The sequence below is a fragment of the Pseudomonas sp. YQ_6 genome (assembly GCF_043103245.1).
Classification (GTDB): Bacteria; Pseudomonadota; Gammaproteobacteria; order Pseudomonadales; family Pseudomonadaceae; genus Aquipseudomonas; species Aquipseudomonas alloputida.
The window spans coordinates 218,845-243,863 of record NZ_JBICJR010000053.1 but is presented as its reverse complement, the minus strand read 5'-3'; the positions used below and the strand labels follow the sequence as shown (position 1 = coordinate 243,863).

At 59.4% G+C, this 25,019-nt stretch carries 23 protein-coding genes, 1 tRNA gene and 1 pseudogene; 17 read left to right on the top strand and 8 right to left on the bottom strand.

Features of this window, described 5'->3' with window-relative positions; translation table 11 throughout:
* The first annotated feature begins 3 nt into the window (after positions 1–3).
* The 8 genes from ACF8FG_RS18335 (at position 4) to ACF8FG_RS18300 (ending at position 9,292) form a co-directional block, all read left to right on the top strand.
* Positions 4–79 (top strand) — tRNA-His (locus ACF8FG_RS18335).
* Positions 80–267: 188 nt separating this feature from the next.
* Complete coding sequence (locus tag ACF8FG_RS18330) at positions 268–567, top strand: DUF6388 family protein (protein ID WP_014591682.1); 300 nt, start codon at positions 268–270, stop codon at positions 565–567.
* A 248-nt stretch (positions 568–815) separates the two neighbouring features.
* Complete coding sequence (tig, locus tag ACF8FG_RS18325) at positions 816–2,129, top strand: trigger factor (protein WP_014591681.1); 1,314 nt, start codon at positions 816–818, stop codon at positions 2,127–2,129.
* Positions 2,130–2,220: 91 nt separating this feature from the next.
* On the top strand, positions 2,221–2,862 hold the full coding sequence (clpP, locus tag ACF8FG_RS18320; protein ID WP_003259400.1) for an ATP-dependent Clp endopeptidase proteolytic subunit ClpP: 642 nt from the start codon (positions 2,221–2,223) through the stop codon (positions 2,860–2,862).
* Between the two features lie 108 nt (positions 2,863–2,970).
* Positions 2,971–4,254, top strand: a complete 1,284-nt coding sequence (gene clpX / locus ACF8FG_RS18315) for an ATP-dependent Clp protease ATP-binding subunit ClpX (RefSeq protein ID WP_003250242.1) — start codon at positions 2,971–2,973, stop codon at positions 4,252–4,254.
* Between the two features lie 163 nt (positions 4,255–4,417).
* Entirely contained in the window at positions 4,418–6,814 is a 2,397-nt protein-coding gene (gene lon, locus ACF8FG_RS18310; RefSeq protein WP_014591679.1) for an endopeptidase La, read from the top strand.
* 152 nt (positions 6,815–6,966) lie between these two features.
* Positions 6,967–7,239 carry a nucleoid-associated protein HU-beta gene (gene hupB, locus ACF8FG_RS18305; protein WP_003250246.1) on the top strand — a complete coding sequence of 91 codons (273 nt, stop codon included), beginning with the start codon at positions 6,967–6,969 and terminating at the stop codon, positions 7,237–7,239.
* Positions 7,240–7,420: 181 nt separating this feature from the next.
* Entirely contained in the window at positions 7,421–9,292 is a 1,872-nt protein-coding gene (locus ACF8FG_RS18300; RefSeq protein ID WP_014591678.1) for a SurA N-terminal domain-containing protein, read from the top strand.
* 116 nt (positions 9,293–9,408) lie between these two features.
* Here ACF8FG_RS18300 and ACF8FG_RS18295 read toward each other — a convergent pair whose 3' ends face one another.
* Complete coding sequence (locus tag ACF8FG_RS18295) at positions 9,409–10,446, bottom strand: patatin-like phospholipase family protein (RefSeq protein ID WP_041167184.1); 1,038 nt, start codon at positions 10,444–10,446, stop codon at positions 9,409–9,411.
* Between the two features lie 177 nt (positions 10,447–10,623).
* On the opposite strand from ACF8FG_RS18295, the gene ACF8FG_RS18290 reads away from it, so the two are divergent.
* The 3 genes from ACF8FG_RS18290 (at position 10,624) to ACF8FG_RS18280 (ending at position 12,570) form a co-directional block, all read left to right on the top strand.
* Complete coding sequence (locus ACF8FG_RS18290) at positions 10,624–10,902, top strand: lipoprotein (protein ID WP_003250254.1); 279 nt, start codon at positions 10,624–10,626, stop codon at positions 10,900–10,902.
* A 14-nt stretch (positions 10,903–10,916) separates the two neighbouring features.
* Positions 10,917–11,696 carry a CHAD domain-containing protein gene (locus ACF8FG_RS18285; protein ID WP_318078896.1) on the top strand — a complete coding sequence of 260 codons (780 nt, stop codon included), beginning with the start codon at positions 10,917–10,919 and terminating at the stop codon, positions 11,694–11,696.
* Positions 11,697–11,772: 76 nt separating this feature from the next.
* On the top strand, positions 11,773–12,570 hold the full coding sequence (locus tag ACF8FG_RS18280) for an acyl-CoA thioesterase II (protein WP_014591675.1): 798 nt from the start codon (positions 11,773–11,775) through the stop codon (positions 12,568–12,570).
* 41 nt (positions 12,571–12,611) lie between these two features.
* On the opposite strand, the gene ACF8FG_RS18275 is transcribed toward ACF8FG_RS18280, so the two are convergent.
* The 3 genes from ACF8FG_RS18275 to ACF8FG_RS18265 form a co-directional block, all read right to left on the bottom strand.
* A complete protein-coding gene (locus ACF8FG_RS18275) occupies positions 12,612–12,980 on the bottom strand; it encodes an Mpo1-like protein (protein ID WP_014591674.1) in 369 nt (122 codons plus the stop codon).
* Between the two features lie 75 nt (positions 12,981–13,055).
* The gene (locus tag ACF8FG_RS18270; RefSeq protein ID WP_019438675.1) at positions 13,056–14,534 is read right to left on the bottom strand and encodes a methyl-accepting chemotaxis protein; all 1,479 of its coding nucleotides are present in this window, start codon (positions 14,532–14,534) and stop codon (positions 13,056–13,058) included.
* Positions 14,535–14,660: 126 nt separating this feature from the next.
* Complete coding sequence (locus ACF8FG_RS18265; RefSeq protein ID WP_318078897.1) at positions 14,661–15,458, bottom strand: TatD family hydrolase; 798 nt, start codon at positions 15,456–15,458, stop codon at positions 14,661–14,663.
* Positions 15,459–15,616: 158 nt separating this feature from the next.
* Here ACF8FG_RS18265 and ACF8FG_RS18260 point away from each other — a divergent pair, with 158 nt between their 5' ends.
* From ACF8FG_RS18260 to greB, 4 genes and pseudogenes are all read left to right on the top strand, one after another.
* Positions 15,617–17,023, top strand: a complete 1,407-nt coding sequence (locus ACF8FG_RS18260) for a transglycosylase SLT domain-containing protein (RefSeq protein WP_318078898.1) — start codon at positions 15,617–15,619, stop codon at positions 17,021–17,023.
* A gap of 112 nt (positions 17,024–17,135) precedes the next feature.
* Positions 17,136–17,573, top strand: a complete 438-nt coding sequence (locus tag ACF8FG_RS18255; RefSeq protein ID WP_010953281.1) for a DoxX family protein — start codon at positions 17,136–17,138, stop codon at positions 17,571–17,573.
* 248 nt (positions 17,574–17,821) lie between these two features.
* On the top strand, positions 17,822–18,130 hold the full coding sequence (locus ACF8FG_RS18250; protein ID WP_076403340.1) for a hypothetical protein: 309 nt from the start codon (positions 17,822–17,824) through the stop codon (positions 18,128–18,130).
* A gap of 11 nt (positions 18,131–18,141) precedes the next feature.
* Positions 18,142–18,282: pseudogene (gene greB / locus ACF8FG_RS18245) on the top strand (transcription elongation factor GreB); the annotation flags it as partial.
* A 311-nt stretch (positions 18,283–18,593) separates the two neighbouring features.
* On the opposite strand, the gene ACF8FG_RS18240 reads toward greB, so the two are convergent.
* Positions 18,594–20,183: a pentapeptide repeat-containing protein gene (locus tag ACF8FG_RS18240; RefSeq protein WP_392519097.1), complete on the bottom strand. Its 1,590-nt coding sequence runs from the start codon at positions 20,181–20,183 to the stop codon at positions 18,594–18,596.
* Positions 20,184–20,909: 726 nt separating this feature from the next.
* Between ACF8FG_RS18240 and ACF8FG_RS18235 the strand changes: the two genes are divergently transcribed.
* Both ACF8FG_RS18235 and ACF8FG_RS18230 read left to right on the top strand, forming a co-directional pair.
* Complete coding sequence (locus ACF8FG_RS18235) at positions 20,910–21,059, top strand: hypothetical protein (RefSeq protein ID WP_186476773.1); 150 nt, start codon at positions 20,910–20,912, stop codon at positions 21,057–21,059.
* 18 nt (positions 21,060–21,077) lie between these two features.
* The gene (locus ACF8FG_RS18230; RefSeq protein WP_392519096.1) at positions 21,078–21,776 is read left to right on the top strand and encodes a hypothetical protein; all 699 of its coding nucleotides are present in this window, start codon (positions 21,078–21,080) and stop codon (positions 21,774–21,776) included.
* Between the two features lie 233 nt (positions 21,777–22,009).
* Here the strand turns inward: ACF8FG_RS18230 and ACF8FG_RS18225 are convergent, their stop codons facing one another.
* The 3 genes from ACF8FG_RS18225 to ACF8FG_RS18215 form a co-directional block, all read right to left on the bottom strand.
* The gene (locus tag ACF8FG_RS18225; RefSeq protein WP_392519094.1) at positions 22,010–22,915 is read right to left on the bottom strand and encodes a hypothetical protein; all 906 of its coding nucleotides are present in this window, start codon (positions 22,913–22,915) and stop codon (positions 22,010–22,012) included.
* A gap of 128 nt (positions 22,916–23,043) precedes the next feature.
* Complete coding sequence (locus ACF8FG_RS18220; protein ID WP_392519092.1) at positions 23,044–24,327, bottom strand: nucleotidyltransferase; 1,284 nt, start codon at positions 24,325–24,327, stop codon at positions 23,044–23,046.
* Entirely contained in the window at positions 24,320–24,940 is a 621-nt protein-coding gene (locus tag ACF8FG_RS18215) for an SLATT domain-containing protein (RefSeq protein WP_392519090.1), read from the bottom strand. The genes ACF8FG_RS18220 and ACF8FG_RS18215 overlap by 8 nt, the downstream gene beginning before the upstream one ends.
* Positions 24,941–25,019 lie beyond the last annotated feature (79 nt).

The window sequence follows — 25,019 nt, the reverse complement described above, 5'->3', positions numbered from 1 at the left end:
ATGGTGGGCGTAGCTCAGTTGGTAGAGCGCTGGATTGTGATTCCAGTTGTCGTGGGTTCGATTCCCATCGTCCACCCCATATTCCTGAAAGGCGCCTTGATCGTGAGATCGGGCGCCTTTTTGTTTTGGGTCTGCGTAGCGGTGATGAGCCCCGCCCCAGTCAAAACACCTCCTGCCCCTTGTAATCCACTGGTGGCACCCCAATAAAAGCTGTTAGATTTCAGCCGGTTGAAACACCGGCCTGTTTGGCCGGCAAAGGACATCACGATGATTGCAAAAGAAGCCCGTCAGGCCCTGGCGCTGCAGCGCTTTGCCGACGCCAATCCGCAGTTGCTCGAGGAGATCCGCGAGCTGGATGCGCGTGAGCAGGCCCAGCAAATCGAGTGGGCGTTCGAGGATGCCGCCGAGGAGCAGGGTATTGAGCCTTGGGAGCTGGCGCTGCAATTGATTGCCGAGTCCCCGGAGCAGCTGCAGGCCATGCGTCTGGAAACGCACCGTGAAGTGGCCGAGGCGCTGGGGCTGGAATGGGAGGAGTACTGCCAGTTCAACGACATTGATCCTGAATAAAGGAAGCGAATGCGTTGCGGGTAGTTGTTTGACAAAGTATTTCGGCTGCAGGCCGCCCCCGGCGCCGCGCAGCCCCTGTTGGAAGCAGGCCTGGCGCTGTGCCGTGCGGGCCTTGAAAGTTAATCGACCGGCGTTGTTTTCAGTCGTCCCGTGTGGGGTGACTTCTGCTGCGTGACTCACTAGAATGTTTGCCCTTGATTCTGGAGTCGGGCTAACGCCGGCTAACGTCTGTGCAACGAGGAATATCCATGCAAGTTTCTGTTGAAAACACTTCCGCTCTCGAGCGCCGCATGACCATCGCCGTTCCGGCCGAGCGCGTCGAGAACGAAGTCAACAAGCGTCTGCAGCAGACTGCCAAGCGCGCCAAGATTGCGGGCTTCCGTCCTGGTAAAGTACCGATGACCGTGATCCGCCAGCGTTTCGAGGCGGACGCCCGTCAAGAGGCTTTCGGTGACCTGGTCCAGGCCTCTTTCTACGAAGCCATCGTCGAGCAGAAGCTGAACCCGGCTGGCGCCCCGGCTGTAGAGCCCAAGTCCTTCGAAAAGGGCAAGGATCTGGAGTTCGTTGCCATCTTCGAAGTGTTCCCTGAGTTCACTGTTGCGGGCCTCGAGTCGATCAAGGTCGAGCGCCTGAGCGCCGAAGTGGCTGACAGTGACCTGGACAACATGCTGGAAGTGCTGCGCAAGCAGAACACCCGCTTCGAGGCCGTTGAGCGCGCTGCGCAGAATGACGACCAAGTCAACATCGACTTCGTCGGCAAGGTCGACGGTGAAGCGTTTGCCGGTGGTTCGGCCAAGGGCACCCTGCTGGTGCTGGGTTCCGGCCGCATGATCCCAGGCTTCGAAGAGGGCCTGGTAGGCGCCAAGGCTGGCGAAGAGCGCGTTGTCAACGTGACCTTCCCAGAGGACTACCAGAACCTGGATCTGGCTGGCAAAGCCGCCGAGTTCACCATCACCGTCAACAGCGTTTCGGCACCTGTACTGCCAGAACTGAACGAAGAGTTCTTCGCCCAGTTCGGCATCAAGGAATCGACGCTGGAAGGCTTCCGCGCCGAAGTTCGCAAGAACATGGAGCGTGAGCTGCGTCAGGCGATCAAGACCAAGGTCAAGAACCAGGTTATGGACGGTCTGCTGGCTGCCAACCCGATCGAAGTTCCAAAGGCCCTGCTGGAAAACGAAGTCAACCGTCTGCGCGTGCAGGCTGTTCAGCAGTTTGGTGGCAACATCAAGCCTGAGCAGCTGCCAGTCGAGCTGTTCGAAGAGCAAGCCAAGCGCCGCGTCGTGCTGGGCCTGATCGTGGCCGAAGTGGTCAAGCAGTTCGAGCTGAAGCCGGACGACGCCAAGGTTCGCGAGATGATCGAAGAAATGGCTTCGGCTTACCAAGAGCCTGAGCAGGTCATCGCCTGGTACTACAAGAACGACCAGCAACTGAACGAAGTGCGTTCGGTTGTGCTGGAAGAACAAGTTGTAGATACTGTTCTGCAGAAAGCGACTGTGACCGACAAGTCGGTCTCGTACGAAGAAGCCGTTAAACCAGTCGAGGCTCCTGCCGCTGCTGAGTAACGGGCTTCTCTCGTAGGAAACCTCCACAAGCCAGCCTTCGAGCTGGCTTGTGCGTATTCAAGCCATGACTATTTGGGAGTGAGCGCAGGACATGTCCCGCAATTCTTATATTCAGCAGAGCTCTGACATCCAGGCCGCAGGCGGCCTGGTCCCGATGGTTATCGAGCAGTCCGCCCGTGGCGAACGCGCTTACGACATCTACTCGCGCCTGTTGAAGGAGCGTGTGATTTTCCTGGTTGGCCCGGTAGAAGACTACATGGCCAACCTCGTCGTTGCGCAACTGCTGTTCCTTGAGGCGGAAAACCCGGACAAGGATATCCATCTGTACATCAACTCGCCGGGCGGTTCCGTCACCGCCGGCATGTCGATCTACGACACCATGCAGTTCATCAAGCCGGACGTTTCGACCATCTGCATCGGCCAGGCCTGCAGCATGGGCGCCTTCCTGCTGGCGGCAGGTGCCAAGGGCAAGCGTCATTGCCTGCCTAACTCGCGCGTGATGATCCACCAGCCGCTGGGCGGCTTCCAGGGGCAGGCCACCGATATCGAGATCCACGCCCAGGAAATTCTCAATATCAAGGCCCGTCTGAACGAGCTGCTGGCCTATCACACCGGCCAGGACCTCGAAACCATCAAGCGTGACACCGAGCGTGACAACTTCATGAGCGCCTCGCGCGCAGCCGAGTACGGCCTGATCGACTCGGTCTACGACAAGCGGCAACTGGCCTCCTGAACCGGGGGGTCAGAGCAGGTGGGCGTCGAAAGCGCCTACCTGCGGACTTGAAAAAGCCCGCAATTGCCTTCATCTTGTGTTGCAAGCCTACCGGATTGGATCGATCGAATGACTGACACCCGTAACGGCGAGGACAGCGGCAAATTGCTTTATTGCTCCTTCTGCGGCAAAAGCCAGCACGAAGTGCGCAAACTGATTGCCGGGCCCTCGGTATTTATCTGCGACGAGTGCGTCGACCTGTGCAACGACATCATCCGAGAGGAGGTGCAGGAAGCCCAGGCCGAGAGCAGCGCGCACAAATTGCCTTCGCCGAAAGAAATCAGCGGCATCCTTGACCAGTATGTCATTGGTCAGGAGCGCGCAAAGAAGGTGCTGGCCGTAGCGGTGTACAACCACTACAAGCGCCTGAACCAGCGTGACAAGAAGGGTGACGAAGTCGAACTGGGCAAGAGCAACATCCTGCTCATCGGGCCGACCGGCTCGGGTAAGACCCTGCTCGCCGAAACCCTGGCACGCCTGTTGAACGTACCGTTCACCATTGCTGACGCCACCACCCTGACCGAAGCCGGTTATGTGGGTGAGGACGTTGAGAACATCATCCAGAAGCTGTTGCAGAAGTGCGACTACGACGTGGAAAAGGCCCAGATGGGCATTGTCTACATCGACGAAATCGACAAGATCTCGCGCAAGTCGGACAACCCGTCCATTACCCGCGATGTGTCCGGTGAGGGCGTGCAGCAGGCGCTGCTGAAACTGATCGAGGGCACCGTGGCCTCGGTTCCGCCGCAGGGTGGCCGCAAGCACCCGCAACAGGAATTCCTGCAGGTTGATACCCGCAACATCCTGTTCATCTGCGGTGGTGCGTTCTCGGGCCTGGAAAAGGTCATCCAGAACCGCTCCACCAAAGGTGGCATCGGTTTTGGTGCCGAAGTGCGCAGCAAGGAAGAGGGCAAGAAGGTTGGCGAGTCCCTGCGTGAGGTCGAACCGGACGATCTGGTCAAGTTTGGCCTGATTCCGGAATTCGTCGGCCGTCTGCCGGTACTGGCTACCCTTGACGAACTGGATGAGGCTGCGTTGATGCAGATCCTCACCGAGCCGAAGAATGCCCTGACCAAGCAATATGCCAAGCTGTTCGAGATGGAAAGCGTCGACCTCGAGTTCCGCAGCGATGCGCTCAAGGCCGTTGCACGCAAGGCCCTGGAGCGCAAGACTGGCGCTCGTGGCCTGCGTTCGATCCTCGAAGGCGTGTTGCTCGATACCATGTATGAGATCCCTTCGAAAAAGGATGTCAGCAAGGTGGTTATCGACGAGAGCGTCATCGAGGGCACCTCGCAGCCGCTGATGATCTACGAAAACAGCGAGCCGCAAGCCAAGGCCGCGCCAGACGCCTGATTCAGGCAATGGCCGGTTCTCGGTTGCAAGCAAGAGGGGGCCTACGGGCCCCTTTCTGCTTTTCCTGTGCAAGCGCTTGTAATTTCCCAAGCGTACCCCCACATTAGGTCCAAGCATCATTTCCACCGGTTTCCGGCCATAAGGCCGCTGTAGAGGCGAAATCATGAAGACCACCCTCGACTTGCCTCTTTTGCCATTGCGCGATGTCGTTGTTTACCCGCACATGGTTATCCCGCTGTTCGTGGGGCGCGAAAAGTCCATCGAAGCCCTCGAGGCGGCGATGACGGGCGAAAAGCAGATCCTTCTGCTGGCCCAGAAGAATCCAGCCGACGACGATCCGGGCGAGGACGCCCTGTACCGCGTCGGTACCGTTGCCACCGTGCTGCAACTGCTGAAGCTGCCTGATGGCACCGTCAAGGTGCTGGTCGAAGGCGAGCAGCGTGGTGCGGTCGAGCGCTTCTCCGAAGTTGATGGGCACATCCGTGCCGAAGTCTCCCTGATCGACGAAACCGACACTGCCGAGCGTGAGTCGGAAGTGTTCGTGCGCACGCTGCTGTCGCAGTTCGAACAATACGTTCAGCTGGGCAAGAAGGTGCCTGCCGAAGTGCTGTCTTCGCTGAACAGCATCGACGAGCCAGGGCGCCTGGTCGACACCATGGCCGCGCACATGGCCCTGAAGATCGAGCAGAAGCAGGAAATTCTTGAAATCGTCGACTTGACTACCCGTGTCGAGCACGTGCTGGCACTGCTGGATGCCGAAATCGACCTCCTGCAGGTCGAAAAGCGCATTCGCGGCCGGGTCAAGAAGCAGATGGAGCGCAGCCAGCGCGAGTACTACCTGAATGAGCAGATGAAGGCCATTCAGAAAGAACTTGGCGATGGTGACGAAGGCCACAATGAAGTCGAAGAGCTGAAAAAGCGCATCGAAGCCGCAGGTCTCCCTAAAGATGCCTTGGCCAAGGCTCAGGCGGAGCTGAACAAGCTCAAGCAAATGTCTCCGATGTCGGCCGAAGCTACCGTGGTGCGCTCGTACCTCGACTGGTTGGTGCAGGTGCCGTGGAAGGCTCAGAGCAAGGTGCGTCTGGACCTGGCCAAGGCCGAGGAAATCCTCGATGCCGACCACTATGGCCTGGAAGAGGTCAAGGAACGCATCCTCGAGTACCTTGCCGTGCAGAAGCGCGTCAAGAAGATCCGCGGTCCGGTACTGTGCCTGGTCGGGCCACCCGGCGTCGGCAAGACCTCGCTGGCCGAGTCTATCGCTGCCGCCACCAACCGCAAGTTCGTGCGCATGGCCCTGGGTGGCGTGCGTGACGAGGCCGAGATCCGTGGCCACCGCCGTACCTACATTGGCTCCATGCCGGGTCGCCTGATCCAGAAGATGACCAAGGTGGGTGTGCGCAACCCGCTGTTCCTGCTCGACGAGATCGACAAGATGGGCAGCGACATGCGCGGTGACCCAGCCTCGGCACTGCTGGAAGTGCTCGACCCTGAGCAGAACCACAACTTCAACGACCACTACCTGGAGGTCGACTACGACCTCTCGGACGTGATGTTCCTGTGTACCTCGAACTCGATGAACATCCCGCCGGCGCTGCTGGACCGGATGGAAGTCATCCGTCTGCCTGGCTACACCGAGGATGAAAAGATCAACATCGCGGTCAAGTACCTGGTGCCCAAGCAGGTCAAGGCCAACGGCTTGAAGAAAGAAGAGCTGGAAGTCGACGTCTCGGCGATTCGCGACATCATCCGCTACTACACCCGTGAAGCCGGTGTGCGGGGTCTGGAACGGCAAATTGCCAAGGTCTGCCGCAAGGTGGTCAAGGAACATACCGGGCAGAAGCAGGTCAAGGTCAAGGTGGCCAGCGAGCAGCTGGAGCACCTGCTGGGCGTGCGCAAGTTCCGCTATGGCCTGGCCGAGCAGCAGGACCAGATCGGCCAGGTAACCGGCCTGGCCTGGACCCAGGTGGGCGGCGAGTTGCTGACCATCGAGGCCGTGGTCATCCCCGGCAAGGGCCAGTTGATCAAGACAGGCTCGCTGGGCGATGTCATGGTCGAGTCGATTACCGCCGCGCAGACCGTGGTGCGCAGCCGCGCCCGCAGCCTGGGGATTGCCGCCGACTTCCACGAGAAGCATGACGTGCACATTCACATGCCTGAGGGCGCCACGCCGAAGGACGGCCCAAGTGCCGGTATCGGAATGTGCACCGCACTGGTGTCGGCGCTGACGCAGATTCCGGTACGTGCCGACGTGGCCATGACCGGCGAAATCACCTTGCGTGGCCAGGTATTGGCCATTGGCGGGCTGAAGGAAAAACTGCTGGCGGCACACCGTGGCGGGATCAAGACGGTGATCATTCCCGAGGAAAATGTTCGCGATCTCAAGGAGATTCCTGAAAATATCAAACAGGATCTTCAGATCAAACCGGTCAAATGGATTGACGAAGTCCTGCAAATTGCGCTGCAATACGCCCCGGAGCCCTTGCCAGATGTGGCTCCGGAGATTGTCGCGAAAGACGAGAAGCGCGACGGCGATGCTAAGGAAAGAATCAGCACGCATTAGTAGTTTTTGGCTGGGGGGCTTTCCTTGACAGTATTTTCGGCGCCTTGCTATAAAGCGGCACGTTATTGTCGCCATGCCTCCCAGCACACGTTTCATAAGCTTTTCATTACATACTTAGAAACAAACTCAATAGAGAAATAAGGGGACTTAGAGTGAACAAGTCGGAACTGATTGACGCTATCGCCGCATCTGCAGACATCCCGAAAGCTGTAGCCGGCCGTGCGCTGGACGCAGTCATCGAATCCGTCACCGGCGCCCTGAAGCAAGGTGACGATGTAGTACTGGTTGGCTTTGGTACCTTCTCGGTCAAGGAGCGCGCCGAGCGTACTGGCCGCAACCCGCAAACCGGCAAGGCAATCAAGATCGAAGCCGCCAAGGTTCCAGGTTTCAAGGCAGGCAAAGGCCTGAAAGACGCCGTCAACTAAGTCGTCTTTCAGCCGGACCCGGCCTGGCCTGGTCCGAGCACGGTGATGGCGGGCCGCAAACGTTCCCGCCTGACACGTTTGCTAAGAAAAGGCGCATCCTCGGATGCGCCTTTCTTTTATCAGGATTCTACCCACGCTCCGCGGTTGTCGACGCAGTGGTACAGCCGTTTCTGGGGGACGCATGCTGCAAAATATCAGGGACAATTCACAAGGTTGGATTGCCAAGACCATCATCGGCCTTATCGTCGTGTTGATGGCATTGACCGGTTTCGAAGCCATTTTCCAGGCCGCCACTCATAGCCAGGACGCCGCCAAGGTGAACGGCCAGACCATCAGCCAGAACGAACTGAGCCAGGCGGCCGACATGCAGCGCCGTCAACTGATGCAACAGTTGGGCAAGGATTTCGACCCGGCGCTGCTGGATGACAAGTTGCTGCGTGAGGAGGCACTCAAGGGGCTGATCAGCCGCAAGCTGCTGCTGCAAGGTGCTGAGGATGCCAAGTTCGCATTCTCCGAGGCCGCGCTGGATCAGGTGATCTTGCAGACCCCTGAGTTCCAGGTGGACGGCAAGTTCAGCGCTGACCGTTTCGACCAGGTTATCCGCCAGATGGGCTACGGCCGCATGCAGTTCCGCGAGATGCTCGGCGAGGAAATGCTCATCGGCCAACTGCGCACCGGCCTGGCCGGCAGCAGCTTCGTCACCGATCAACAGGTCGATGCCTTCGCTCGCCTGGAGAAGCAGACCCGCGACTTCGCCTCCCTGACGTTCAAGGCCGACCCGGCCGCAGTCAAGGTCAGCGACGAAGAGATCAAGGCGCACTACGACCAGCACGCCAAGGAGTTCATGTCGCCTGACCAGGTCGTGATCGACTACATCGAGCTGAAGAAGTCGGCTTTCTTCGATCAGGTCAAAGTGACCGACGAAGAGCTCAAGGCCCAGTACGAGAAGGAAATCGCCAACCTGGCCGAGCAGCGCCATGCCGCGCACATCCTCATCGAGGTCAACGACAAGGTCACCGACGCCCAGGCCAAGGCCCGCGCCGAAGAGATCGAGCAGCGTCTGGCCAAGGGTGAGGACTTTGCCGCTTTGGCCAAGGAGTTCTCTCAGGACCCAGGCTCCGCCAACAGCGGTGGTGACCTCGGCTTTGCCGGCCCGGGCGTATACGACCCGGCCTTCGAAGAGGCGCTGTACCAGCTGCAGAATGGCCAGGTATCTGCTCCGGTGCGCACCGAATTTGGCTACCATCTGATCAAGCTGCTGGGCGTCCAGGCGCCAGAAGTACCGAGCTTCGCCAGCCTGAAGGACAAACTGACCCGCGATCTGAAGATGCCGCTGGTCGAGCAGCGCTATGTCGACGCCAGCAAGCAACTGCAGGATGCTGCCTACGAGGCTTCCGACCTGGCCCAGCCGGCTCAGGACCTGAACCTCAAGGTACACACCTCCGCCGCCTTCGGCCGCGAGGGCGGTGAAGGCATTACCGCCAACCGTGCGGTGGTGCAGGCTGCGTTCTCTGAAGAAGTGCTGGATGAGGGTGCCAATAGCACCGCCATCGAGCTCGACCCCGAGACCACGGTGGTGCTGCGCGTCAAGGAACACCGCAAGCCAGAGCAACTGCCGCTGGACGCTGTGGCCAAGAACATCAGGGAGCACCTGGCCAAAGAGAAAGCGACTGCCGAACTCAAGGCCAAGGCAGACAAGCTGATTGCCGGCCTGCGTGACGGTTCCATCGCAGCAGGCAGCGTGCACGAAGGCCAAGGCTGGAAAGCCTATGAAGCAGTTACCCGTGGTGAGGACGGTATTGACCCGGCCGAACTGCAGGCACTGTTCCGTCTGGGCAAGCCGCAAGCCAAGGACAAGCCTGTGTATGGCAGCGTGGTGCTGCGTGACGGTAGCCTGGTGGTGTTGCAGCTCAAGGGCGTGAACGAAGGCGCTGCCGCCACCGACGAAGAGAAGCAGCAAATTCGCCGCTACCTCGCGTCACGTGCTGGCCAGCAGGACTTTGCGGCTTACCGCAAGCAGCTGGAAGCCAATGCAGACATCACCCGTTACTAAGGTGTTCGTTGCATGAAGAAACAGGCCGCCTCGTGCGGCCTGTTTCGTTTTCGCCAGCCGCGAGCACGGTCATCGTCGAAGACCGCACCGCCTTCAGGGGCGGCGCCAACCAGGCTCTACCGTTTCACCCCTTCATAACTGTCCAGCGTATCGCGCGCAATCTCTCGCCCCAGGGCGATGAGCTCCGGCGCCTTGTAGAACTCGAAAAACCGGCACACCCGCTTGGGCACGTTGATCAGCACATCCGGTGGATAGCCGGCAATCTTGTACTGTGCCAGCGAAGTCTGCATGACCTCGAAGCTCTGGTTGATCAAGTCCAACAGCGACGCTGGCCCCACGTTGTCGATGATGAAAGAACCGGTGGCCGACTTCGGCGCGCCCTCGCGTTCCGGGGCCGCTGCCGCTTGCTGGCTTTCCGGGTCGGCGCTGTCAAGCCACGGGCTTGGCGGTGCCAACCCCTCGGCGACGATTTCCTTTTCGATGCGGATCAGCTCTTCCGCCGGTTTGCGCCGGAATGGCAAGCGTGAACCCAGCGAGCTCAACAAGGCGTCAAAGCGCATCTTGAACGCCGCCGGGCGCTCTATCACCGGCAACTGGTACTGCTTCTGGTTGGTGGCGTTGAGGTTGACCGCGATGATCAGGTCGCAATGGCTGGACACCACCGGCACGATTGGCAGCGGGTTGAGGATGCCACCGTCGACAAGCATGCGGTTGCCTTGCATCACCGGCGTGAACAGGCTGGGAATGGCCGCCGAGGCGCGCATGGCCTGATGCAGGCAACCCTCCTGGAACCAGATTTCCTGCTGGTTGGTAAGGTCGGTGGCAACTGCGGTGTAGGGGATGCGCAGTTGCTCGATGTTGATCTCGCCGACGATCTTGCGGATCTGCCCGAACACCTTGTCGCCGCGAATCGCGCCGAGGCGAAAGCTGACGTCGACCAGGCGCAGCACATCGAGGTAGTCGAGGCTTTCGATCCAGTTGCGATAGTCGTCCAGCTTGCCGGCGGCATAGATACCGCCAATCACCGCGCCCATGGAACACCCCGCGACGCAGGCTATGTCGTAGCCGCGGCGCTCGATTTCCTCGATTACGCCGATGTGTGCATACCCGCGGGCGCCGCCCGATCCCAGTACCAGTGCCACACGTTTACTCATGAACATTCCCCGGCCAGTGCCATCATGGTCCTACAATGCACCCATCGCTGCCTGTGCTTCAATGTAGATCGTGCTGAGCTACTGTAATAAAACTGGCTGGGCAAAGCCGGCCGGGCATGGCACTTTCCAGCTGTCGGAGCGTCGAACAGCCACCGTTTTTCCATAGAGGTATTACTGATGAAAGCCTGGATTTGCCTTCCACTGATTGCCTTGGCCCTTGCTGGCTGCGCGGGCAAGACGGCCTACCGTGACAGCTGCGCGACCCAGCTGGATGCCGCCTGGAAGGAGCTGGACCTGGCCAAGGCCGAAGGCTTCGCCGGGGCCGTAAGTTATTCCAAGGCCTTGTCATTGCTGACCGGGGCCAAGACCCAGCAGCAGTTCGAAGGCTACGAAAGCTGTACCCGCAAAGCTGAAAAGGCGCGATTCTACATTCGTGAATCTCGCGCCGGGCGCTGAACAGGGAGCATCGTATGTCTGCCATGCTCGACCATGTCGTTGCCCAGATACTGACCTTGCAGGTGCGCTTGCTGGCCTGTCGTGAACGCCTGGCTGCCAATACCGACAGCGAGGCCTTGCACGACTTGCGTACCACCTTGCGGCGCCTGCGCAGTCTGCTGAGGCCGCTGCGTGGGCTGCCTGGTGTGGAGCAGCTGGAGGATGCTGCACGTTCGCTGGGGACCCTTACCACGCCGCTGCGTGATCGCGAGGTGCTGGCAGCCGAGCTGATCGGGCGCGGTCACGCGGCAGCCGGCCAGCGGCGTCTGGAGGGGCGAGACAGGACTTTCGCCAGTGTCGCTGCCAGCCCACAGCTGGCCAGGGTATTGGCGATTCTCGACGCATTTCCATTGTTCCTGCGAGCGGCGGGCCGGGAGGGGCTGGTCAAGTCGCTAAGCAAACGTATCGACAAGCGCTTGGTCAAGCAGTGGCGCAAGTTGCACAAAGCGTTGCAGGACCCTGCTCACGATCGCCACCGCCTGCGTTTGTTGATCAAGCGTGCACGCTATGGCGACGAGGCCTACCCGCAACTCGATCACGCTGGGAAGAGACTGCAACGCCTGTTGAAAAAGGCACAGGGCAACCTGGGTAATTGGCACGACCGCCTGCAATGGCAGCTGCAAGCGCGCGACCATGCCGACTTGCTCCCCTGCAAGGCCGATTGGGAGCAGGAGCTGCATGAGGCGGAGCGCCAGTCGGATGTGACGCTGGATGCCCTGCAAGAGGCGCTGGCGCGGCGTTATCACGGAAAATGACCGATATGCGGGCTGATTGCCCAGCGTTTGCTGGCTAGGATGAGCGGACCTTTTCTTTGCAGGCAGGAGCCGGCCAATGAATTTCAACCAACTGCTCGACGCCGTGCGCGCCAACCCGGATTCCGTCAGCATTCCGCCCAGCTGGGCCCAGGGGCGCGCTGCCTTTGGCGGGCTGATGGCGGCCATGGTCTATGAAACCATGCGCCTCAAGATCTGCGACAACCGCCCGGTACGCTCATTGGCCATCAGCTTCGTGGCACCCGCGGCGGCGGATGTGCCCATCCGCTTCGAGGTGGAGGTTTTGCGCGAAGGCAAGGCGGTTAGCACGTTGCTGGGCCGCGCTGTTCAGGATGGCCAGGTGGTGACTTTGGTGCAGGGCAATTTCGGTGCGGGCCGCCCTTCGGTGGTCGAAGTGCCGGCGTTACCGGCCATTGAAATGCCTGCGCTCGAAGAGGCGGCCCCGGAGTTGCCCTATATCAAAGGCGTTACCCCGGAGTTCATGCGCCACGTGGCCCTGCGCTGGGCAGTAGGCGGGCTGCCGTTCAGTGGCAATCAGTCGCGCAAGATGGGCGGCTGGGTGCGTTTGCGGGATGTGGCTGACGAGCCGGTGAACGAGGCGCACTTGCTGGCGTTGGTGGATGCGTGGCCGCCCAGCCTTATGCCGTTTCTCAAGCAACCCGCTGCGGGCAGTACGCTGACTTGGACCATCGAGTTTATCCAGCCAACGGCGAAGCTTTCGACCCAGGAATGGTGCCGGTACTGCGTGGAAACCGAGCATGCGCGGGATGGCTATGGTCATGCTGCCGCGGCGTTGTGGACGGCGCAGGGTGAGTTGTTGGCCTTGAGCCGGCAGACCGTCACCGTTTTCGCCTGATCCTTACCAGGCTGCTCACAAGGAGCGCTCCGGCAGCTGGCTCAGTGTCGGTGCTTGTGCCGTTCGCGCCAGGCCCTCCACCAGGCCCCGCTCACCACAAAGCGCGGAAAGGTGATGAACTGCTCCGTCAGTAAGCGCTGCACGGCATCCTGGCGGTTGGCGAACGGCTCGGGCTGCTGGGCTTCAAGGCGGTGGCCTTGGCGCTGCAGGCCCAGCGCGGCGACCAGGGCAATCACACCCACCGCGATCTGGCCGAGGTCGAAACCGAACAGGCCGGACAGCACCAGCAGTGCCCCTAGAATGAACAACGGCACAGCGATCAGGTGCAACACCAGGTTGGCCGGGTGGCGGTGATTATGGTGATAGCCGCGCCATTGCCAGGCGGGAAGATTGGGCAGGCGTTTGCTCATGGGGATTTCCTCTCGGTCATGCCCAAAGCTTAGTGCGGCCCCCAAGCGGGGGCCAATCGAACCTGGCTATGGTGACTATAGTTTGAGCTGGCCAATGGCCTTGTTCAGTTCGCCGGCCAGGGTCGCCAGTTCGCTGCTGGTGGTCGCCGAACCGACCGTCTGCTGCACGGTCCGCTCGGTGACATCGCGGATGCTGACCACCGCGCGGTTCATTTCCTCGGCTACCTGGCTTTGCTGCTCGGCCGCTACAGCGATCTGGGTATTGCTTTCGCGCATCTGCGCTACGGCACCGGTAATTTCAGCCAGCGCCTCACCGGCTTCCTGTGCCTGACGTACGCAGTCGTCGGCCTTGTACGAACTTTCCTGCATGAACTCCACCGCATCGCGGGTGCCAGACTGCAGAGCCGAAACCATGGTGGTGATTTCATCCGTGGAGGTTTGCACGCGTTTGGCCAGGTTACGCACTTCATCGGCCACCACGGCAAAGCCGCGGCCCAGGTCGCCGGCCCGCGCGGCTTCGATGGCAGCATTAAGCGCCAGCAAGTTGGTCTGCTCGGCAATACTGTGGATCACACTGACTACACCGTTGATCTTCTGGCTGTCCTCGGCTAGCTGTCGAATCATCTCGGCAGTTTGCTGCACGCCGCTGGAAAGCCCGGAAATCGAATCCTGCACTCGGCTGACCACCGCTTGGCCGCTGCCGGCCAAGGTGTCGGCGGTTTGTGACAAATCGCGGGTGGCACCGGCGTGCTGGGCAATGTGGTGCACGGTCGCCGACATTTCGTTGATGGCAGTGGCGGCCTGGTCGGTTTCACTCTGCTGGCCGAGCATGCCATGGCGTACGTCGCTCATGCTGGCGGCCAGGCGTGCGGCGCCCGAGTCCAGCTGTGCTGCGCTTTGGGCGACGGTGCTGACTATGCGGTGATAGGTGGACTGCATGGCGTTGAAGGCCCCGGCCATCTGGCCGACCTCGTCGCCACTGGCTAGCGGTACGCGGGCCGACAGGTCGCCGGTTTTTTCCACGTGCAGCATCACGTCCTTGAGGGTGTTGAGTTGGCTGAGCAGGAAGCGGATCAGCAGTTGCGAGGCGCCGAGCATGGCCAGCATCAGGATCAGCACACACACCGCGTAATTGCTGAAGCGATCGAAGAAGACCTGGCGCAGGCTGGGTGACTGGGCCAGCACAGCCAACTGCTGGTCGCCATTGCGCAACACCTGTGCGCCACGCAGTGGGTTTTCACCGAGGATCCAGGCGCTCGGCAATGCTACCCAGCCTTGGGCGTTGCGCAGGGCATCGAGCGCCTCCCCGGCGTAGGTTGGCGTTTGCCCTGTTGACCAACTGATGACGTTGGCCGGGCGTGGCAGTGCTTGCCCGGCTGGCCAGGCGGCCAGCAACTGGGCTTGTGCGACCGCCTGGCCCTGAGCCGCCTCGGCACGTGCGCGTTGCTCCAGGTGCACGGCGTACAGCACCAGCAGCAAGGTGGTGACAAAGGCCACTGCGTTGACGGCCCAGAATTTGTACTTCAGGGAAACATTGCTAAGCCAGGCACCCATGGGCAGGTCTTCTCTGAGTTGAGCGGAAACAATATTGGCAAGGTGCCATCATTGTGCCCATATCCTCCTGGATATGTGTTGATGCATATCAACTGTGTTCACCCGCCCCGCAGAAACACGCGAGATTCAGGGGAGCTGGAAAAAAGCCCGCGCCGTTGCCGTGGTATGCGCCGCCGTGTGCTCGGCTGATTCACCGCGATGCAAGGCCACCTCGCGCAGTACCTCCGGCAAGAACGCCGGCTCGTTGCGCCCACTCTTCGGCTTGGGCCGCAAGCTGCGTGGCAGCAGGTAGGGCGCGTCGCTTTCCAGCATCAACCGGCCTTGAGGGATGTTGCCCACCAGCGGATGCAGGTGCGTACCGCGGCGTTCGTCGCAGATCCAGCCAGTGATGCCGATATGCAGGTCCAGGTCCAGATAGGCGTACAGCGCTTCGCGCTCACCGGTAAAGCAGTGCACCACCGCGCCGGTCAGGTGGTCGCGGTAGTCCTTGAGAATCGCCAGCAAGCGCTCGCTGGCATCGCGCTCGTGCAGGAACACCGGCAGGCGCAGCTGCGCAGCCAGTGTCAGTTGGGCTTCCAGGGCTTTTTCCTGCAGCGGGCGAGGGGAAAAGTCGCGGTTGAAATCCAGGCCGCATTCGCCTACCGCGCGTACGCGCGGTTCGCTCAGCAACAGTCGCAGCTGGCGCTCGCTGTCGGCATCCCAGGCCTTGGCATCGTGAGGATGCACGCCGGCCGTGGCGAACAGGTGCGCGCCGCTTGCATCCAGTTGTTGGCACAGCGCCAGGGCTTGTTCGCTGACCGCCAGGCTGGTGCCTGTCAGCAGCATTTGCGTAACGCCGGCCTCCAGTGCTCGCTCGACGATTGCGGCCTGTTGGTCGTGGAAACTGCTGTTGGTCAGGTTGACGCCGATATCGATCAGTTGCATGGTGCTATCTCGTGCCGCGGGGCGGCCAGCATAGCAAAAACCGCGTTTTTCTGAAAAAAACCAAGAACTTCATGCTGTTGCCGTGGTCTTTTACCGTCGTTTATCACTTGGCGGTGCAACCCATGGATGCCGCTCACCGACCACGGACACGTTTTCGCATGCAGCGATGCTGGCTCATTTTTCTGCTGACGCTGGGGTTGGCCTTTGCCGGTCCCGCCCAGGCGCGCTCGCCGGGGCCGCAGCAAAACATACCGCCTGCCAAGGTGCGTGACCTGCCGCAGATTCGCACCAGCAAAGTACTGCGAGTGCTGGTCAACCAGAGCCGCAACAGCTCTGGTGAGGTCAAGGGCGAGCCAGTCGGCATCGAGTATTATCGCCTGCGTGCCTTGGAGCATTTCCTAAATGCTCGCACCGCTGACGACCAGCAGATCCAGCTAAAGCTCATCCCGCGGGCCAAGGAACAGTTGCTGGGCGCCCTGGCCCGCGGCGAGGGTGACCTGGCTGCGCCCGGCGAGCTGCTTGACCCCACTACGGTGAGCGGTGTCCGCGGCAGTGCGCCGATACTCGACCAGGTGCCGCTGATGCTTGTCGGGCGCAAAGGCGAGCGAAGTTTCAGCAAGGTCGAACAGCTGTCAGGGCGTACCGTGGCCCTGACCAGTGCCAGTGCCGCCGGGCCGCTGATCCAGCAGGTCAACCAGCAACTGGCACTGCGCAAGCGGCCGCCGATCAAAGTGGAGTGGGTCGATTCGACGCTGGCGGTGGAGGATGTGCTGGAGATGGTACAGGCAGGCATCTACCACCTGACCGTGGTCGAGCAGCCCATTGCCCGGCGTTGGGCCCGGGTTATGCCGCGCCTGCGCCTGGACAGCCGGGTGCGCCTGGGGGCGCCGCAAGCCATGCGCTGGTATGTAGGGGGTGAAGCGCCGCAATTGCTGGCCGCAGTGGATCACTTTCTGCAAGGTTACCGCGCGCCAGATAACCAGGATGCGGCGTTCGAGCGCATCTACCGCCGCCAGTACCGGGTACACAACCCGTTGGCCAGCAAGGACCGCCAGCGTCTGGCATCGGTGCGGGCGGTGTTGCAGAAGCATGGCCAGGCGCAACAGATCGACTGGCTCAACCTGGCTGCATTGGCCTTCAAGGAGTCGACGCTCAACCCGGCTGCACGCGGTACTGGTGGTGCCCATGGTCTGATGCAGATTACCCCTTCGGCGGCCCAGCGGGTGGGGGTGAGCAATACTGCGACGGTAGATGGCAATGTCCTGGCCAGTGCCCGTTACCTGGCGCTTATCCGGCGCAAGTTTTTTGCCAGTACCAAGATCAACGAGCGTGAGCGCATGGCCTTTGTGCTGGCAGCCTACAACCTCGGCCCCGAGCGGGTTCAGGCCATGCGTGCAGAGGCTCGACGGCGGGGGCTCAACGGCAACCAGTGGTTTTTCCAGACCGAACGCATCGCCATGGAGCAAGTGGGGATGGGACCGGTCAATTTCGTCAACAGCATCAACAAGTACTACCTGGCGTTCAACCGCGAACGCGCGGCGCTGGAGCGCGTAGCGAAGCGTTAAGCATCGATTTTATCGATTGTTATGTTGGGTTTTTTGCGATTTTCATATCAATAGAATTGATTATGATGGCGCCCATACCCACACAACTGCTTCACTTCAAGGACGCTTCGACATGAACAACACTACCCTCAACGCTCTGTTCTCTACACGTGCTGGCGCTGGCTTGAGCGTTATCCGCATCCTGGTCGGCATCATCTTCATGGCTCATGGTGCGCAAAAACTCTTCGGCCTGTTCGGTGGCTACGGCCTGGAAGGCACCGGCCAATGGATGGAAAGCATCGGCCTGGCGCCGGGTTACCTGATGGCCCTATTGTCCGGTAGTGCCGAATTCTTCGGCGGCCTGGCCTTGGTGGTCGGCCTGCTGGCTCGCCCGGCGGCCCTGGCGCTGACGGTGACCTTGATAGTGGCGATCGTTTCGGTGCACATCGGCAACGGCCTGTTCATGTCCAACAACGGCTACGAGTTCGCCCTGGCGCTGTTGGCCGGCACCGTTGCAGTCATGATCGAAGGCGCTGGCCGCTTCTCGCTCGACCGCCTGATCGCCCGGTAATCAGCTGCACGCTGTGAGCTACGAGCCGCAGGCAAGCGCGGGCCAATACTCGGCTTGTTCTTGCTTGCGGCTTGTCGCTTGCAACTTGGGGCTCATCGCTCTAGCATACCGCCTGCGCCGATTTAAACAGCTACTTGCGGGGCGCAGGAAAGCCCCACCTCCGGGCCGTCCGAAATACCGCTAAAGCGCTGGTTCGGTGACGCCTCCCACCGCTGCCCAGCGGGATTCGCGAGGCGGAGAGAAGCTCCATGAGTTGCCCACGTACCAGTGTCTGTTTGAGCCCTTTGCCTGCCAGCCAGGCGTCCCGCACACCGCGCATCCTGCTCGGCGGCCGGCATCAGCCCACCCTTTTACGTCATCTTGAAGGCCTGTCCCGGCGCAAGGGCCAGGCGCGTGCCTTTCTGATCCAGTTCGCCGATAGCGGCTGCCACCTTGCGCTGTATGGCAACGACCGTTTCGACCTGGCTGTGATCCAGGCGCCGGCACCGGACGAAGCCGCTGAAGTTATCGGCCATCTCACCCGCATCGCGCGTCAAGGCCTGATTACCCGCCGCTGAGGAATGCGCTATTGAGCACCAACATCATCACCACAGAAGGCCATGAGGCGCTGAAGAAAGAGCTGGACCACCTGTGGCGGGTGTATCGTCCGGAAATCACCCAAAAGGTTGCCTGGGCGGCTTCGTTGGGTGACCGCAGCGAGAACGCGGACCTCGCTCAATCACCCCAGCGACACTACTATTTCCGCTGCAGCCCTTAGCCCACTTGGCCTGAACAGATAGTAGTGCTACTAGTTGAAGCCTACTATTTCGAGTAGGTATTTGGCCTCGAAGCAGCGTCGCTTTGCAGCGGCGTAGGCTTTTTTCGTTGAACAAGACCCATCTCTGCTTCAGGAAAGTCCTCTACGCGAGTGACCTAGATGGAGGCGGGAACCCGATCGGCCAAGCCTCTACACGAACCAAACCCACGCAATTCGCTTCAGAAAAAATCGCGAGCCGTCTCGCGAAAAAGTAGCGAGCCCGGCTATCCAGCATCAGAGTTTTGCGAATCGGTGGCTGGTTTCTCCTGAGAGTCCTCTGGGGTCTTCTCTCGTTTTTCCGGTGGCGGAGTCGCGGGCTTTCCGATCAGGCCTCCTACCCTCGGTTTCGGTTTCGGTTCCGGCTGTGCCGGCGGGGGTACATCGTCAGTAGCGTGATTGGGCGATGCCGCTGCTTTGGGCAACCTGTTTGACAGACCCACCATGAGTGACATTGCTGGGTCATGCTCCAAGGCACCGCGATCCTGAAGCTCTTTACATGCCTTGTTCGCCAAGAGCTCCTGCAGTGCGGCAAAGACCTCGGGCTCTCGTTCGCTGAGCATGGATCTGAGTTGGATGAACATGTTCCATGCGTAGGCCCAGCCTGGGTTGAGTTTTGGTGTACACAGCTGGCTTTGGAGACTCGCGAGCGCTGCTTTGGGATCTATTTCAAATCCAGTGACGCCGGGTTCCAGCCACTCGCCTGAGTCGTCAGCCCTCAGAATCTTGAAGGGAGCGGGGGCGGAGAAGGAGAGGATATTGCCTGTCGTTGCGAAGAACGTGGTCGCCTGAAACGAGGTTTTCTCGAAGTCAACATGATTGAGGGTGACGCCGAAGAACGAAGCGAGCGAGAGGTCTGCCCCGTAGAACAGAGAATTTTCGACTGTTACGTTGTCCCAAAATGTCCCTTTCAAGCTGGTCTGTACGAAGGTCATGGAGTTCAGATTGACGTTCATGAACGTCGCACCGTCCAAGGAGGCCAAGTCGAAGCGGGCTCCATCCAGGATTGTGCCTTCAAAGACTGAACCGTACAGGCGAGTGATCGCAAAGTTGGCTCCCGCCAAGTCAGCCTGGTGAGCCCAGATGCGAGGAAGAATCTGCTGGCTGACGTCGAGGTAACGCAGGTTACGTGAGCGAAGATCCATTCCGACCTCGCGTGCCATGAAGTAGTCCTTGAGGTCTGGATGGCCAGCTAACGTGGCCAGTTGGACATTGGTTGTTGCCGGGCCAGCCCAGAGGCGCTCTTCACGATCGATCTCGATGTGGGGTATCCACGAGACCGTACCGCCATCTGTGTTATTGAGAAGTTTTGTGTGTGCCTTAATCCAGAGAAGAGGGGACAGGTGGCTGGGCACATAAATCACCTCAACGCAGATGGCGAGCCATGCAATCAGTACCGTGACTCCTGCTCTGCGCCCCCATCCCACGATGGTTAGTGCCAACTTGCTTGAACCCGCAGTCAGAAGCTCCCGGGCGCGTACCAAAGCGGCAGAGCAAGCCCAAGAGAGTGACGCTACCTGGATCGCGAACAGATAAGGGCTTTGATACGCGGTGAACTTGGTGAGAATGAAAAGCAGGGTTGCCGGCCCGGCGCATAGCAGGCAAGCCAGCATGAACCGGTCAGTATGATGGTTGAGAGCCTCATGAGGTGTCGACGCACGGTCGGCCTTGAGTCCGGCGAACATTTTCGGCAGCCGCCGCAAGGTTACCAGGTGACCGATCAGGACTAGCAGAGGGCTTAGGGTGTAAAAGCCGACAACCGAGACAGTGACGCTCACAAGTGGCAATTGGATGCCCTTGCTGGGTACCAGTAGCATTACATCCTTGGTCGACGACACGCTGGCCAGGATGTACAGGATAAGAAGAGCGTAGGTCAGACAGGACGATAGGTCGGGTGCGGTGGGGTCGTCTTTGCGAACCGTTTTTCGAGGGAATACGACGCGGCTAGGCTGCTTCCGAGATAAGGGCATAGGAGTCATCTTGTAGGGGTTAAAAAGGGCGGCAAGGGTAGCCGAGTGCTTTGGTCGGGAACACCTGCTGACCAAGGCAGTAGCACTTCACTCTGCTGAGATTTGGGGATATCTCTTCGGGCTGGAATAGAGAAGCGGGCCCATAGGCAGCGCGATACCTGTTTACGAACGGCCAGGTGGGCAGTGACGCCGGGGGCGCGTGCGCAATTGACCTCACTCTGCCGTCCACTGCTGGCATGGCCAGGAAAGCGATTGCTGACGCCGCGCTTTTTGTGGTCGGTTTGCTCGAATGGAGAAGCCGAAATCCGCCACCGCGTTGCGCGATGCGCACTGGCCTTCGATCCCGTGTAGCCAGGAATCAGCGTTCGCAGCGGCACGGAAAATCCTGTGACCCCAGCAGGCGCAGCACCCGTTCGACCAGCTACAATTTCGTACTAACGGCGAGCCGCTCTAAGGCCTGACCGCCTAAGCGATCCTTGACAAAAAATCGCCGCTTGATGAAAAATGTCTAGAGAATTGCTATAGCTCTATTCATAGCAGATGTGAGCTTCAACGCTGAACCAGGGGGTATGAATGTCTAACGTGTCGATTGCACTGATCAAGGAGAGCAACAAAATGCTTTCCTCGACTGCAAAGAAAGCCGTGGCTGCTCGCTCCTCGAAGCTGTCTTCGGACAACATCAACAACCTCATGAAGAAGGCGTTCGATCGCCTTGCACGCTGATCCAGGATTTGTCGCCTCTTGAGTTCATACGAAGACAGTGGTGTAGGTGACATCACTGATCAGCCTAGCGTCGCAATCGCCGGATTCGAAGGAGCGCCCAGCCAGGCGCCTGATTCGAATCCGGCGTCTTCGCATTCTGAGATCCAGTTCGACGTTTTCCGTAAGCTGGTGCCCGATGCGGATGATTTTCTAGGGCTTCTTGCCTATTCACTCTACAAGCGTCATAAGATTGAGTGGATTGAAAACCACCCTCAGGACGACCACAAGGCTTTCAAGAAAGTCGCTTGTACCCCTCAACAGCTGGGAATGTACCGCTATCAAGCGGAGCAGATGGCCAAGAGCTTCATCGACGTTTCGCTCGATCAACTCGAAGCAGGCATGCGCAAGTCGATTGAGGAAGAGGGGGTCTTGGCGCTTATCAGCGATATGGATAAGCGCGTCCATTCAGAAATGGGATCGATTAAGGCAGCCGTTTCAACAGGCGTGGAAAGCCTGAGGTGGGGTTTTTGGCCTGCCTTTGGCAATCACATGCTCAGCGGCTTGGCGTCGGTGATCGTGGCGCTGCTGATCTTCGGCAGTTTCTCGCTGTACAGCAAATTCCAGGAGAGCGGTGGGCTTGAGGGCATGGCTAGGGAAGCATCCCACCAACTCAGTCAGCCACCTGTAGCTTCAAATCCAGCACCTTCGCCTGCTCCTGTGCAGCCTCCTCAAGGTTGATGCAGACGATTTTGTAGGTCGTGCAGATCACCAGGCAGCGACTTGTACAGTCCAGCAGCTACTACGTTTTCTGCTGTACGTCGGGCCTCACCAGGACGGCAATTTTTCGCGCTCCCACCACCTGTAAGCCCCGTATCAGGGGCTTCGTTAGGGGATGGTTGCCCTGGCTGTTGGGCGCGGCGTGTGGCGGTACAACCTTGACCAGCTGATCTAGCATCATTAACGTCAGGTAGTCATGGCGTGGTCGCGGCAGCCCAACGCTGATAGCTCTGTTCAGCTTGCTCTGGATTTTCGAGCTTCGGCTTTGCCCGCAAGGCGAACGCTTTCTTTGCCAATGTCTCCAACCGTTCAGCCGCCTTGGGCAACCAGCCATGCTTGATTGCCCAGCGGCGAATGTTTTCCGCAGGCTCATGATGGTCGCGCGAGCGAAGGATACGAAGGATCCGCTTTGCATGTTCCTCATCAGAGGGATGAAGGATGTTGTGTGCTTTGTTGATGACCTTGGTCAGCGACAACATCGCTTGCTCAACGACTGGGTCTGCTATGAGCTTGGCAGCTGGTTTGGCTGGCTTGCTCGACTGGCCCAACACTTGTGGTGACCAAGTCTGCACCCAATCATCGATCTCCCCCGCCGTCCAAGGGATAGCGATGACCGCTGCCACATTCTGCAGTGCGTCGATCTTGTCCATCATCTTTTGGCTGGCATATACCGCGATCACTATGGACGGCCCTGACAGCCATTGCATGGTCTGCAGCGTCTCGCACCGCATCTCGGCACCGCTTGGAAGCTTGACAGGTTTCCCTTTGAGGAGCGCGCTGTGGACTGCTTCACCTAGGGCATTTTGCAGGTCGCCGGAGGTAAGGGAGGCTTTGGCTGGTACCAGCAATATTACTTCCGGGATTTTCAACGAGGCGCTGAGATGATCAGCAACAGCGAACCCCTTCAGAATATGTTCAGGGCTCTGGTTGGTGTCAGGCAGCAGGATCCTTTTTACAGCAGGCATGCATTTGTCCTTGTGGCGGTGGCGACGAATGTGCGCCAGTCCAGGCTTTGGAGCTTTACCCGCTTTGTCGAATAGATCAAGCGATGGCCCGTTGCGTCGGTACGACTTGATTTGCGACGGCAGTGAATCAGACATGACCTCTGCGAGCCATTGGCGCTTCGTAGCGTGAACAGCAGCGCGCATATGTGGCAGGGTTGGCGTATCGGGAGGTTTACCAGGTGCGATCTACATGCCCCTGCACCTGGCACACCTCCCTGCTGCACTCAGATCGGGACGACGATCCGGCTACGAGCAACACATACGTTCTCTTTGACTGCGTAGCACTCGACGTAGTGGTCGCCCTGGAAGGTGGAGTGTTCAGTGATCTGTTGGTAACCGCTGTCGATGCGAATCTGACCACGTATCATGTCGCGCTCAATAGCCTGAGGCCCGACGTTCTTCACTTTCCAGTAAATTTTGTATGGTGGTGGAACATCGATCTCGGAGACCCAGAACGTCAATTCACGCTGTCTGGGAATACGATACGCGATGACGCGTGACATCAGGTTGCGCAGCCGGTCGCCCTCGTTTTTGACCGAGCAATCGATCTGCAGGGTGTACTGGATGTCGAGTCTGAATCTCTGACCGATGAACTGCTCGCCGTTCTTGACACGATTCTCTGCGATCGCCTGCTGCTTCTCCTGCTCGACGTACTCGGGGAAGTGCTCGCCAAAGACTGTGCTCCAACGCTCATGGGCCACCTCAGGGTCGTCCAGGGCCTCTTGCAAGCGTCTCAACGCTTTCTTGGCCTTGGGGTGGAAATTGCCTGATTTGGTAATGATGGAGCCGCTGCCAGGCGCCCGCCATTGTTCCTTGTCCTCGTCGATATCGACCAGGTAGGCGAAGAAGTCGCGGGTCATTTCGCCGTAGGCGGCATAGGACTTGGTGTCATAGTCAGTAGTGCTGTTGAGAAACTGATAACAGAGCGTATCGATCAGCATGCCTTTCAACGGCACACCATGGTCGTTCTTCCAGGCGCGAACCATTTTGCACAGGCGCTTGAGGTTATGGTTCTTGTCCTGGTTGAGGCTGTTGATCTCATTGATCTCGGCGACGGGATTGCACTTTTTCCAGCTGCCTCCGTCATTGGCATCCGGGTAGGTGTAGCTGCCGTCGTCGTGCTCGAAAACCGGCAGCACTTCTACCACGTAGTCCAAGAAATCTATCGATACAACCTGCTGCTGCGCCTTGACGTCGTGGGTAGGAAACCGTTCTTTGAGAGCCAGCCGGATCTCCCCCAGCAGGGACGATTGCTTGTTGTTTTCGTAGCGCTGAAAGCGATCGTACACCGACCACGGCAACACGAACGCCATGTCCAGATCGCTCACGCCATCTACAGCAGTGTGGCGCCCGTATGACCCGACTTGCCGGCAGTGCAAGGTGTCAGAGGTGCTGTCGTAGTACTTTTCATTCAGCTTTTCAGTGATCTGCCGGTAGCTCTTGGAAATCTCGTCGGCATTCTTGACCGCCAGGTTCCTACGAAACTGCTCAAAAAGCTCTTTACTCATGAGTGCAGACATCCTTAAGGGAGAGGAGGAGTTCCGGGTGCGCTGCAAGCCAAGAACCACCAACTGCGGCGATCAGAATCACGACGATCAGGGCGTAAACAGAAAAAGGGATCTTGTCTCTGAGGAGCGAGAACTCGCGGTGCTCAGCGATCCAGTCGATCTGGTGATCCCAAAAGAATTTTTTGTGGGCAAGCCAGCCCGAGAACAGGATGTGTTTCCTCTGGCAGGCCGGCCCGAAGTCCGCCGTGATTTGATCCAGTTCTGCCTGATCGGCGGCGGTGAATTGCTGGCTGGATTTGCACCGGGCTGACATGGCCTTCAACTGATTGAGCAGATCCGTGAGTTTGTTACCAGCTTGGAAATACTGCTCTTTGGAGTCGGCGTAATAGGTGATGTAAAGGCTGCAAATACCGATCACGGTGATGAGCGCCGAGACATGTTTGGCCGCCAAGAAATCGATGTAGAGTGCCAGCACGCCAATCACCAAAGAGATCAGGCCAATCCATCCCGGGGCTTTCTCCACAATGTCGTAGGTGGAGAAGTGAAGCTTGGCGGAGTAGCCAACATCGTAAGCCTTTTCGGCGATCAATTTCAGCGCTACCTGATGATCCATGAATTTACCTGCAGCAAGTCTCATGATATGGCCGCGCTGCCGGGGGTTAGTAGCGTCCAGACAGCCTTCGCACTGCAGG

Bases quoted from the DNA above. Each gene is read 5' to 3' on its own strand.
- ACF8FG_RS18330 (WP_014591682.1), top strand. From the start codon at position 268: ATGATTGCAAAAGAAGCCCGTCAGGCCCTGGCGCTGCAGCGCTTTGCC.
- tig (WP_014591681.1), top strand. From the start codon at position 816: ATGCAAGTTTCTGTTGAAAACACTTCCGCTCTCGAGCGCCGCATGACC.
- clpP (WP_003259400.1), top strand. From the start codon at position 2,221: ATGTCCCGCAATTCTTATATTCAGCAGAGCTCTGACATCCAGGCCGCA.
- clpX (WP_003250242.1), top strand. From the start codon at position 2,971: ATGACTGACACCCGTAACGGCGAGGACAGCGGCAAATTGCTTTATTGC.
- lon (WP_014591679.1), top strand. From the start codon at position 4,418: ATGAAGACCACCCTCGACTTGCCTCTTTTGCCATTGCGCGATGTCGTT.
- ACF8FG_RS18300 (WP_014591678.1), top strand. From the start codon at position 7,421: ATGCTGCAAAATATCAGGGACAATTCACAAGGTTGGATTGCCAAGACC.
- ACF8FG_RS18295 (WP_041167184.1), bottom strand. From the start codon at position 10,446: ATGAGTAAACGTGTGGCACTGGTACTGGGATCGGGCGGCGCCCGCGGG.
- ACF8FG_RS18290 (WP_003250254.1), top strand. From the start codon at position 10,624: ATGAAAGCCTGGATTTGCCTTCCACTGATTGCCTTGGCCCTTGCTGGC.
- ACF8FG_RS18285 (WP_318078896.1), top strand. From the start codon at position 10,917: ATGTCTGCCATGCTCGACCATGTCGTTGCCCAGATACTGACCTTGCAG.
- ACF8FG_RS18280 (WP_014591675.1), top strand. From the start codon at position 11,773: ATGAATTTCAACCAACTGCTCGACGCCGTGCGCGCCAACCCGGATTCC.
- ACF8FG_RS18275 (WP_014591674.1), bottom strand. From the start codon at position 12,980: ATGAGCAAACGCCTGCCCAATCTTCCCGCCTGGCAATGGCGCGGCTAT.
- ACF8FG_RS18270 (WP_019438675.1), bottom strand. From the start codon at position 14,534: ATGGGTGCCTGGCTTAGCAATGTTTCCCTGAAGTACAAATTCTGGGCC.
- ACF8FG_RS18265 (WP_318078897.1), bottom strand. From the start codon at position 15,458: ATGCAACTGATCGATATCGGCGTCAACCTGACCAACAGCAGTTTCCAC.
- ACF8FG_RS18260 (WP_318078898.1), top strand. From the start codon at position 15,617: ATGCAGCGATGCTGGCTCATTTTTCTGCTGACGCTGGGGTTGGCCTTT.
- ACF8FG_RS18255 (WP_010953281.1), top strand. From the start codon at position 17,136: ATGAACAACACTACCCTCAACGCTCTGTTCTCTACACGTGCTGGCGCT.
- ACF8FG_RS18250 (WP_076403340.1), top strand. From the start codon at position 17,822: ATGAGTTGCCCACGTACCAGTGTCTGTTTGAGCCCTTTGCCTGCCAGC.
- ACF8FG_RS18240 (WP_392519097.1), bottom strand. From the start codon at position 20,183: ATGCTACTGGTACCCAGCAAGGGCATCCAATTGCCACTTGTGAGCGTC.
- ACF8FG_RS18235 (WP_186476773.1), top strand. From the start codon at position 20,910: ATGTCTAACGTGTCGATTGCACTGATCAAGGAGAGCAACAAAATGCTT.
- ACF8FG_RS18225 (WP_392519094.1), bottom strand. From the start codon at position 22,915: ATGTCTGATTCACTGCCGTCGCAAATCAAGTCGTACCGACGCAACGGG.
- ACF8FG_RS18220 (WP_392519092.1), bottom strand. From the start codon at position 24,327: ATGAGTAAAGAGCTTTTTGAGCAGTTTCGTAGGAACCTGGCGGTCAAG.
- ACF8FG_RS18215 (WP_392519090.1), bottom strand. From the start codon at position 24,940: ATGGATCATCAGGTAGCGCTGAAATTGATCGCCGAAAAGGCTTACGAT.